This window comes from Moorena sp. SIO4E2 (assembly GCF_010671945.1).
Taxonomy (GTDB): Bacteria; Cyanobacteriota; Cyanobacteriia; order Cyanobacteriales; family Coleofasciculaceae; genus Moorena; species Moorena producens.
Window position 1 is genome coordinate 1 of record NZ_JAAHIE010001450.1, and the last position, 1,003, is coordinate 1,003.

Sequence of the window (1,003 nt, forward strand, 5' to 3'; positions counted from 1 at the left end):
CTACTAATTGGTATATAATAATTCTTCAACCAGACATGATATAATATTATCATGCCACGTGAGTTATATATTATTCTTGGCAATAGACACTAATAATTATGCAGTTTCGGACTCATAACAACTATGAAATTACTGAGCTAATAGCTCAACAACCTTCGTCGTCACCTGCACCGCAAATAAATAAAAGCACCAGAACAAACGTGCAGTCAGAGGATCCTATTACCATCCTCATTGCTTTATTTAGTTTACTTGTATCTATAGCTGTAGCTTATACATCAAATTTTAGTAAAGCTAATATTAAACTGTCTTTGGGAAGAAACATTATATTTTTTCCTACATACCTTACTGACCCAACTGGTGATCGAAAGATTGTCGGATTAGGCTTCAATCTTCCCATAACTTTCTACAATTGGAGTCCTCAAGGAGGAACCATTCAACGAATTCGTTTAGTTGTTGGAAGAAAAGATAATGACAATTTTTATGACGCTGGAAATTTTCAAGATGAAAATCTAGCTCAACCGATTCCAGTACAAGCACGTTCTTCAGTAAATAAAATAGTTCGATTCGATTGGAGTCCTGAATTAGGAGGAAAAGAATTTGATTTACAAGTTGGCAACTACGAGTTGAGGATTTATGGATGGACACAGAATACACAAAAACCTGACTTGAAGTACATTGCTTCTTTTAGCCTTAAGGATCAACATTATCAACAATATAAAAACAACATAGCTGCTAACCTAACTGCATCGATCTGGGTGTCCCTAGACGAAAACGAAAAACCCAATCAGTTTGTGTCTAGAAATACGATTGGTGTGCTTTACTCTAAAAAGTAAGTGTCTCATTGATTAAGGAGAAGATTTTATTATGCCTGGAGATACCAATACATCCCGTTTCAATATTAGTGGTAGCGTTTATAACGCTGGAAATATAGGAGGCATAGCTGGAAATTCTGTAACTGCTGATATATCAATAGCCAACGGGCAGAAGCAAACCCTAGTTGAAA

1 protein-coding gene is annotated in these 1,003 nt (G+C 35.7%); it reads left to right on the forward strand.

Annotation, left to right across the window (positions count from 1 at the left end; translation table 11 throughout):
- Positions 1-98: 98 nt before the first annotated feature.
- Positions 99-833, forward strand: coding sequence for a hypothetical protein (locus F6K37_RS44420; RefSeq protein ID WP_287257480.1), 735 nt, complete (start codon positions 99-101; stop codon positions 831-833).
- The last annotated feature ends 170 nt before the right edge of the window (positions 834-1,003 follow it).